This is a genomic window from Streptococcus cristatus (assembly GCF_003943815.1).
Classification (GTDB): Bacteria; Bacillota; Bacilli; order Lactobacillales; family Streptococcaceae; genus Streptococcus; species Streptococcus cristatus_F.
Map to the genome: position 1 here is coordinate 1 of NZ_RJNA01000023.1, position 9,580 is coordinate 9,580.

The following is a 9,580-nucleotide window of genomic DNA, read 5'->3' on the forward strand; positions in this document are numbered from 1 at the left end:
GTACAGATAGGAAGGTTCCTTTATGGAAAAGAAATGTAAGTTTAGTATTCGAAAATATGCTATCGGTGCTTGTTCTGTTATGATAGGTGTCCTGTTATTTGGTATGCCATTGGCATCGGCCGATGTGGTACAACCGTCCAGTTCAGCAACTGTTACTAGCGAGTCATCAGGTGGCAGAGGAAATGATTCTGGTACGGTCGAGCGGGTAGAAGGTCTAACCAGTTTACCAGCTGAATTGGCAGATAAATTGGCAAAAGCCGACTCTGGCGACAATGGAGGAAGCAGTTCTGATAATAGCGGAAATACTTCTGAAGCAACATCAGAGGTAGCTTCTCCCAAACCGGATCAGCCAGTGGCAAATGAGGGAGTCACTCAACCGAAACCTACGCAGCCGAAAACTTCCGCTAGCAATGAAGCTAGCCAGCCCACTTTGCCAGCTCAAGCAGCAAGTCCTACTGAAAATAAGGAAACAGAAATTGCTGATTATGGACCACTTCCAACCAAGGCTCAATTGGACTACCACAAAGAAGAATTAGCCGCCTTTATCCACTTTGGTATGAACACCTATACCAACTCTGAGTGGGGAAATGGTCGTGAAAATCCTTCTAATTTTAATCCGACTAATTTAGATACAGACCAATGGATTCGAGTGTTAAAAGAAGCAGGATTCAAACGGACGATTATGGTTACTAAGCACCATGATGGTTTTGTTCTTTATCCGTCTGCGCATACAAATCACACTGTCGCAGCCAGTCCGTGGAAAAATGGTAAAGGCGATGTCTTGGAAGAAGTTTCTAAGTCTGCGACCAAATATGACATGAATCTTGGGGTCTATCTTTCTCCGTGGGATGCCAATCATCCGTCTTATAAGGTTGCCACTCAGGATCAGTATAATGAATACTACCTCAATCAACTCAAGGAGATTTTAGACAATCCTAAATACGGTAACAAAGGAAAATTTGTCGAAGTCTGGATGGATGGTGCTCGAGGAGAAGGAGCGCAGAAAGTCACTTATACTTTTGATAAATGGTTCGAATATATTAAAAAAGCAGAGGGTGACATCACTATTTTCTCTGCTCAGCCAACAAGTGTCCGCTGGATTGGGAACGAAAAAGGCACAGCAGGTGACCCAGTCTGGCATAAGGTCAAACGCGACAAGATTCTAGCTAATCCGTCAACAGACTATCTGAATCATGGGGACCCTACTGGAGATATGTATTCTGTTGGGGAAGCGGATGTATCCATTCGCTCAGGCTGGTTCTATCATGAAAATCAGCAACCAAAATCTTTGCGTGAATTGATGGATATTTACTTCAAGTCTGTCGGTCGTGGAACACCACTTTTGCTCAATATTCCACCTAACAAAGAAGGACGATTTGCAGATGTTGATGTTGCAAGATTAAAAGAATTTCATCAGACGCTCAAAGACATGTATTCTACTAATCTAGCAGCAGGTGCCAGTGTGGTAGCGGATTCTACACGGAAGAATGCCAAATACAATGTCAATCATCTGGTTGATGGTGATGACAAGACATCTTGGGCGCTATCAAATGATGCCTTGACTGGTTCTTTCACAGTTGATTTGGGAGAGAATAAGCGTTTTGATGTGGTCGAGTTGAAAGAAGATATTGCTAAAGGTCAGCGGATTTCCGGTTTCAACATTGACGTAGAAGTCAATGGTCGTTGGGTTCGCTATGGCGAAGGCAGTACAGTTGGCTACCGCCGTCTTATCCAAGGCCAGCCGGTCACTGCTAGAAGAATCCGTGTTACTATTACGGGTGCTCAGGCGACTCCGATTTTGACCAACTTTGCGCTCTACAAAACACCTCAGTCTATCGAAAAGACAGATGGATATCCTTTGGGCTTGGATTATCATTCTAATACTGAGGGAAATAAGAACAATACGACTTGGCATCAAGAAAATGAAGGTGTTCGCGGAAGTTCTATGTGGACTAACCAAAAAGATGCCAGCGTTGAATATCAATTCACAGGAACTAAGGCCTATGTCGTGTCTACTGTCGACCCGCAACACGGTCCGATGGATGTCTATGTAGATGGTCAAAAAGTGGCAACGATTGATACGCAGAGCACCGTGCGCAAACGCAGTCAAACGGTATATGAAACAGGCAACCTAGCAGAAGGTACTCATACTATCAAGCTGGTGAATGCTAGCAATCGTGCTATTGCAACTGAGGGGATTTATACTTTAAATAACCAAAGCAAGGGCATGTTTGAGCTAAGTCAAGCAAGCTATGAAGCTGAAAAAGGTAAAACTGTCACTGTTACTGTCAAACGTGTAGGCGGTGCTAAAGGTTCAGCAGATGTCCGTGTGGTGACCGAGCCCGGAACAGGTGTTCATGGCAAGGTTTACCAAGACAAGACAGAGATTTTGCACTTTGCTGATGGGGAAACCGAAAAGACAGTAACGCTCCAGACTATTGACTTTAAAGAACAAGAAGACCAAGTCTTTGACTTTAAAGTTAAGTTGTCTGACCCAACAGAAGGCAGCTTACTTGGCTTTAACTCATCTGCAACAGTTCGTGTCATGAAAGCGGACAGTCTTTCGCATAACCAAAAAGAATACGATGACCAAGCCAGTCAGCTTATCTACAGTTCAAATTGGCACAGACAGACCAATGCTCAGGGAAATTTCAGTAATACAGAAAGTTGGGCTTCTTATAACGGCTTGTCTGCTGATGCCAAGAAAAAACTTTCTGTGACAGCTATTTTCAGCGGGACAGGAATCGATCTAACTGGTTTTGTGGATCCAAATCATGGTATTTATAAGGTCAGCCTAGATGGCAAAGTCTTAGACTATCAAGAAGGTCAAGGAAATGCCACAGAATACAACGGCAAGAAATACTTTAGTGGTAAAGCGGCTCAACGAAAAGGCAATCAAACACTGGTTTCCCTTAAAGGTTTGAAGGACGATGTTCACGTTCTGACCATGGAGCTGGATCCTGAGCGTAATGACTTGGCTAGAAATATCGGAATCCAATTAGATAGGGTCGTGACAAAAGGAACTGGTTCTCATCTCATTTCCAAACAGGACTTTGTGGAAGAGATGAAGCAGTTGAAAGAAACTGTCAATCAAATTACCCCAGAATTATTGAAAGATACCCCGAATAGCCGTACTGCCTTTGTAGAACATAAGACTGTTTTGGAAAATGAATTGGCAAAAGAAACACCAGATGTCCAAGCAATCTTCAATGCAGTTAATCAATTGAAAGAAATTTTGGATAATCCAGATAACTTTGTTCCAGAAAATCGTCCAAACCTACCAGAGGAACCAAGTCCATCTCAACCATCCACGCCAGATCAACCTTCAACTCCATCTCAACCTTCAACTCCATCTCAGCCATCCACGCCAGATCAACCTTCAACACCTGATCAAAAACCAGATCAGCCGATTGTAACGCCTCCAGTCACTAAAGAAGAGAAAGATTTGCTTCAGGCTCGTAAGCAAAACTTTAATAAAGACTGGTACTTTAAACTTAATCCGACTGGCGACCAATCCAAGGAAAATATCAATATGAAGGATTGGACCAAGCTTAATCTGCCACATGACTGGAGTATCTTCTTTGACTTTGATCATTCGTCTCCAGCTCGCAATGAGGGCGGTCAGCTAAATGGTGGAGTGGCATGGTATCGTAAGACCTTCACACTGGAGGAAGAAAACAAGGACAAGAACGTTCGTCTGACTTTTGATGGTGTTTACATGGATTCGCATGTCTATGTCAATGGCAAGCATGTCGGTCACTATCCAAATGGTTATAATCACTTCTCTTATGATATCACTGACTATCTCTATAAAGATGGTCGTGAAAATACGATAGCTGTTCAAGTTACCAATAAGCAACCAAGCAGCCGTTGGTACTCAGGTAGCGGTATTTACCGTGATGTTCATCTAGTCATGACAGATAAGCTGCATGTCAGCAAACATGGCAATAAGATCACCACACCGAAGCTAAAAGAACAGCAGCAGGGAGCGGTTGATACAGTTGTTGCCAGCAAGGTTGTCAATACCGATAGCAAGGCGCATCAGGTTTATGTTGAGCACCAGGTCTTTACCAAAGAAGGTCAGGCTGTCTCAGCAGCTGTCCGTTCCGCTGTCAAAGAACTTTTAGCTAGTCAGGAAGTTCAATTTGACCAAACGCTTCAGGTCAACAGACCAACCCTGTGGACGACCAAATCAGATAAGCCACAGCTCTATGTCATGAAGACCAAGGTCTATAAAGACAATCAACTGGTTGATGTGACTGAAGATACCTTTGGTTACCGTTACTTTGACTGGACTGCAGCAGATGGCTTCTCACTAAACGGCGAGCGCATGAAGTTCCACGGCGTATGTATTCACCAGGACAATGGAGCACTGGGCTCTGAAGAAAATGCCAAGGCCATCTATCGCAAACTGAAATTGCTTAAGGAGATGGGTGTCAATGCTATTCGTACTTCTCATAATCCAGCCAGCGAACAGTTATTGAATGCTGCGGCTGAGCTTGGATTCTTAGTACAGGAAGAAGCATTTGATACTTGGTATCATAGTAAGAAGACTTATGACTACGGCCGTTTCTTTGACCAAGAAGCAACCCATCCAGATGCTAAACCAGGTGAGAAATGGTCTGACTTTGACTTGAGAATGATGGTCGAAAAAGACAAGAACAATCCATCTATCATCATGTGGTCTCTCGGAAATGAAGTTGAAGAAGCCAATGGAGATGCGCGTTCTATTGCGACAGCTAAGCGCTTGAAGGCAGTTATCAAGGCCATTGACACAGAACGCTATGTCACCATGGGTGAAAATAAGTTTAGCCAACGTTCTTCTGGCGGCTTTATCGAAATCGCTAAAATCATGGATGTCGTAGGGATGAACTATGGCGAGCATAACTATGAAGCAGTGCGTAGGGCTCATCCAGACTGGAAGATTTATGGCTCAGAAACATCTTCTGCAACTCGGACTCGCGGCTCCTACTACGATCCATCACGGATTTTGAACCATGACCACAGTGCTGGTCGTCGTTATGAGCAGTCTGACTACGGAAATGACAAGGTAGCATGGGGTCGGACAGCGACCCAGTCATGGACTTTTGACCGTGACCATGCTGGCTATGCAGGTCAGTTTATCTGGACAGGTATTGACTATATTGGTGAGCCGACTCCTTGGCACAATATGGATCGTACCCCAGTTAAGAGCTCCTTCTTCGGTATCATTGATACAGCAGGTCTGCCTAAGAATGACTTCTATCTCTACCAAAGCCAATGGCGCTCAGTCCAAGACAAGCCGATGGTTCATATGTTGCCACACTGGAATTGGGACGAGGAGAGTCTACAAGACAGAAAGATGTTGGTTGATGGCAAGGTGCCTGTCCGCGTCTTCTCAAATGCAGCAAGCGTTGAACTCTATCTGAACAATGAATCACTTGGCAAAAAGACCTTTACCAAGAAGCAGACAGCAGATGGCAGAAGCTATCAAGAAGGTGAAAATGGTCAACTCTATCTAGAGTGGAAGGTTGCATACAAGCCAGGTACTCTAGTGGCGGTTGCTCGTGATGAGTCTGGCAAAGAGATTGCGCGTGATACTGTGACAACTGCCGACCAACCTAGCAATGTCCGTCTGGTCAAAGAAGAGCACGTCATCGGTGCAGATGGAAAAGATTTGACTTATATCCATTATGAAATTGTGGATGCTAATGGCAATCTCGTACCGACAGCTAATAATCTTGTGCATTTCAATCTACATGGACAAGGCGAAATTGTCGGTGTAGATAATGGTGAACAGGCTAGCCGTGAGCGCTACAAGGCTCAAGCAGATGGCACATGGAAACGCAAGGCCTTTAATGGCAAGGGTGTGGTCATCGTTAAGTCGACAGAAACAGCTGGAAAATTTACCCTCTATGCTGATTCAGAAGGTTTAATCTCAGATTCTGCAACGGTTTATACAGTGAAAAGAATACAGCCTGCCAAAGAATTGGTTGACTTACTCCCAGCAAAAGCAACAGCTATGGTTGGTGACGAAGCACAACTTCCACAGACAGTCAAAGCTGTTTACAATGACGGCAGTACAGAAGATAAGACTGTGACTTGGAAGATACCAGCTGACCTGACTAAAACGCGTGGCGTCAAAGAAGTTTTAGGAAATGTAGAAGGTACAAACCTGACTGCTCGCTTGATGCTGAAAGTTTTGGATTTGGTAACTTGGTTGCCAAAAAACCAGACAGTACCAGTCAATACAGCAACAGAAGATTTAGATAAAGTAGTTACAGCAGTCTTTTCTGACGGTACGACATCAGATGCTGAAGTCAGCTCTTGGACTTTGGAAAATCCAGATGCCTTGAAGACTGAAAATGGCGAAACAACAGCTACAGGAAAAGTTGCAGACTCGGACATTTCTGTGTCGGCTAGATTCCGAGCGTCTAATCAGAACTTAACCGAAGGGGCTGTGACAGGTATTCAGGTTGGTGGCAAGGCTCTGGCTGACTTTAGCGCAGACAAGACTTACTATCGCATTCCACTTGCTTATGGTGCAACTGTACCGACAGTTTCAGCGACAACTACAGGAGGTGCAACGGCTACTATACAACAGGCTAGTGCTGACAATGACAAGCTGACTTCTGTCTTTGTGACAGACGAGTCTGGTCGTCTGACTCGAGTTTATCGCCTGCAATTTGTCGAAGCTAGCCCGGCCTTGACTGGTATTGAGCTAGAAGTAGAAAAGACAGAAAATCTGGTCGAAGATCAAGCTATACCGTATAAAGTCAACGGTGTTTATGAAGATGGCACTCGGGCGCTTCTGTCAGAAAATGATGTTAACATCACGATTAGCTCAGAAGATGGAGCGGAGATCAAAGCTGAAAATGGTAAGCTCTTACTCTATCGTAAAGGAACAGCTCGTATCACAGCTCGTCTTGCAAAGGCAGATAAGACTCTGACTTCGCAAGAACTAACCTTGAGCATCGCTGAAAATACACAAGAAAAGACCATTACAGAGCTGCGGACGATTAAGCTATCGACAGATTTGCATAAGGTGCCAACTCTCCCTCAAGAAGTACTGGCAGTTTATAATCAAGGTTTGCCGCGTAAGGTAGCTGTGACTTGGGAGCCGATTCCCCAAGAAAAGGTTGATCGCTATCATAGCTTTACCGTTAAGGGGCGAGTAGCAGGTACTGACATTGAAGCGCAAGCTCATGTGACTGTTGAAGGCTTCTTGACAGCTGAAGAAGTGTCATTGGCCGTGCCAAAAGGTGAGAAGATTAAACTTCCGGCAACAGTCCGTGCTTATCACTCTGATGGCAGTGTCCAGTACAAAGAAGTAAACTGGGAGGCTGTTCCATCTGATGCAACGGCTCAAGCTGGAAAAATAGAAGTTACAGGAACAGTCGTGGGACTCAATCTGAGAACCAAGGCTCACATCCGAGTGTCTGAGCAAACGGTCCAAAATAAGAATATCTCTAAACAATGGACAGGGTCAGAACTTCCAGCAGCCTTTGTATCTGATACTGGTGGGGATGATAGCGCTAGTGCTCTAAATGATACCCACATTTCAAGAACTTCAGGCGGAGCTAAGAATCGTTGGACCAACTGGCGTACTGGAAATGAAGAAGATTATGCAGGTATCTTATTTGGAGATGCAGGTGACTTGACTAAACGCTTTGTTGATAATCTAAAAGCAGACTTCTACACGGATGGTTCTATTGGTCTGCCAGAAGAATATGTTATTGAATACTATGCTGGCAAAGATCTTCCAGAATTACCAAAAGATGTTAACCATGTTCGTAAAGAAGCGCAGCATCCATTCAATCAATCAAGTAACTGGAAACAGGTAACTGGTCTTCGTGCGCCTCAGACCCTAAGTGCAAACTCTGAAAATGTCTTCCGCTTTGATAAGGTAGAAACACCAGCTATCCGTATTCGTATGAAGAAGAAAGCGAACACCTCAGGTGTTGGTTTGACTGAGCTAACTGTTATGGGCAACAGTGTTGAAGAGGCGACAAGTGCAACCGCCAAGATCATGGTAGATGGACAGCCTATCCCAGGCTTTAACAGCGCTATCAAGGAATATGAGATTGTCAAGAAAGAAACAGGCAATCAAGTGACTGCAGAAGTAAGCGACAGTGGGTTAGCGACAGTGATTCCAGCAGCATCTGAAAATGATCCTGTCCGTGTACTCATCAAGGCTGAAAATGGTCAAATCGTGGATGAGTACCGCATTCGCTTTGTCAAAGAGAGTAAGCAAATAGGTAAGCCTGTGGCTGCTGAAATATTATCAACAGTCGTAAATGTAGGAGAGAGACTCCAGTTGCCATCAACTGTACCAGTTTATTACCCAAGTGGTACTGAGTGGGTTAAGAAAGATTTAGCAGTTACTTGGAATCCAGTTGATGAAAGTCTACTTCGAACTAAAGGTAGCTTTACATTGACAGGAACGATTCCAGGAACAGATCTGCAGGCACAGCTTAAAGTACGGGTAAGCGAGCAAACTGGACGCAATGCTGCTTTAAACCAAAATCATAACGACCAAGATTCACTTGCTTTTGCTTCAACGACCAATGACACAGATCAAGCTTCACAAGATAGGGTTCACTATGTAAATGATGGTTCGACCAACGAAAGCAATCGCTGGACTAACTGGTCAAGACAGGCTCCAAGTAAAGAAGTATCTGTCGGTGTGCTTTTCAAAAAGCAAGGTCAGATTTCAGCTGAGACAGTACAACAAGTTGGTATGCAGTTCTTCAGAGATAGTGGAACAGATGCACCACAAAGTCTCGTCTTAGAATACTATGACGGTCCAGACTTTACTGAGCCAAATCCAGCTTCTCGTTATGCTGAGCAAGCTGATCATCCATTTAACAATGCAAATAATTGGAAGCAATTGAACTATACAGCAGATAGCGAAATCATAGCTGGCAAGATGATTCATTTCAACTTTGATCCAGTTAAAACAAAAGCTATCCGTGCCCGAATGACACGCAAGGATACGACTAACGGGGTTGCACTTGTAGAGTTCACTGCCGTTACACCAACAGAAACGCTTCAGTCAACTACAGTAACGAATATCACTGTTAATGGTCAAGCCTTGGCTGATTTTGAAGCAGATAAGACAGATTACCGTCTGGAGTATCAGGGCACAAGACCAAGGATTGAAGCTACTGCTACAAACAAAGCAACTGTAACAGTTGTTCAGTCTGATAGCGATGAGCTTCCAAGTCTTGTTCGTGTGGTGACGGAAGACGGTCAAACGACTAAGGAATACCGGATCCAGCTAGTGAAGAAAGCAGCGGATACTACACCGCCAGTTCACAAGACGACTCCAGACGAAGGAGTTAAGATTCCAGTTGTCGAACAGCCACGCTTGGATGTGGTAACTGAAGCTCTACCGTTCAACACCGTTGAGCGCGAAAATCCACAATTGCCTAAGGGCACACGAAAAGTTGTCCAAGAAGGCAAGAACGGCGAAAAGACTACGCTTGTGGAAGTAACAATCGAAAATGGCCAAGAAACTGGTCGTGTGACTCGCGATAGCTTCGTTTCTAAAGATCCAATCGATCAGATTGTGGAAGTTGGCAAGCCAGTTGAGCAAATC

At 44.3% G+C, this 9,580-nt stretch carries 1 protein-coding gene; it reads left to right on the forward strand.

The genetic code is table 11. From position 1 onward, the window contains the following. Positions 1-22 precede the first annotated feature (22 nt). Positions 23-9,580: Ig-like domain-containing protein (locus tag D8872_RS11225; protein WP_125390843.1), on the forward strand; the 9,558-nt coding region annotated here is incomplete at its 3' end.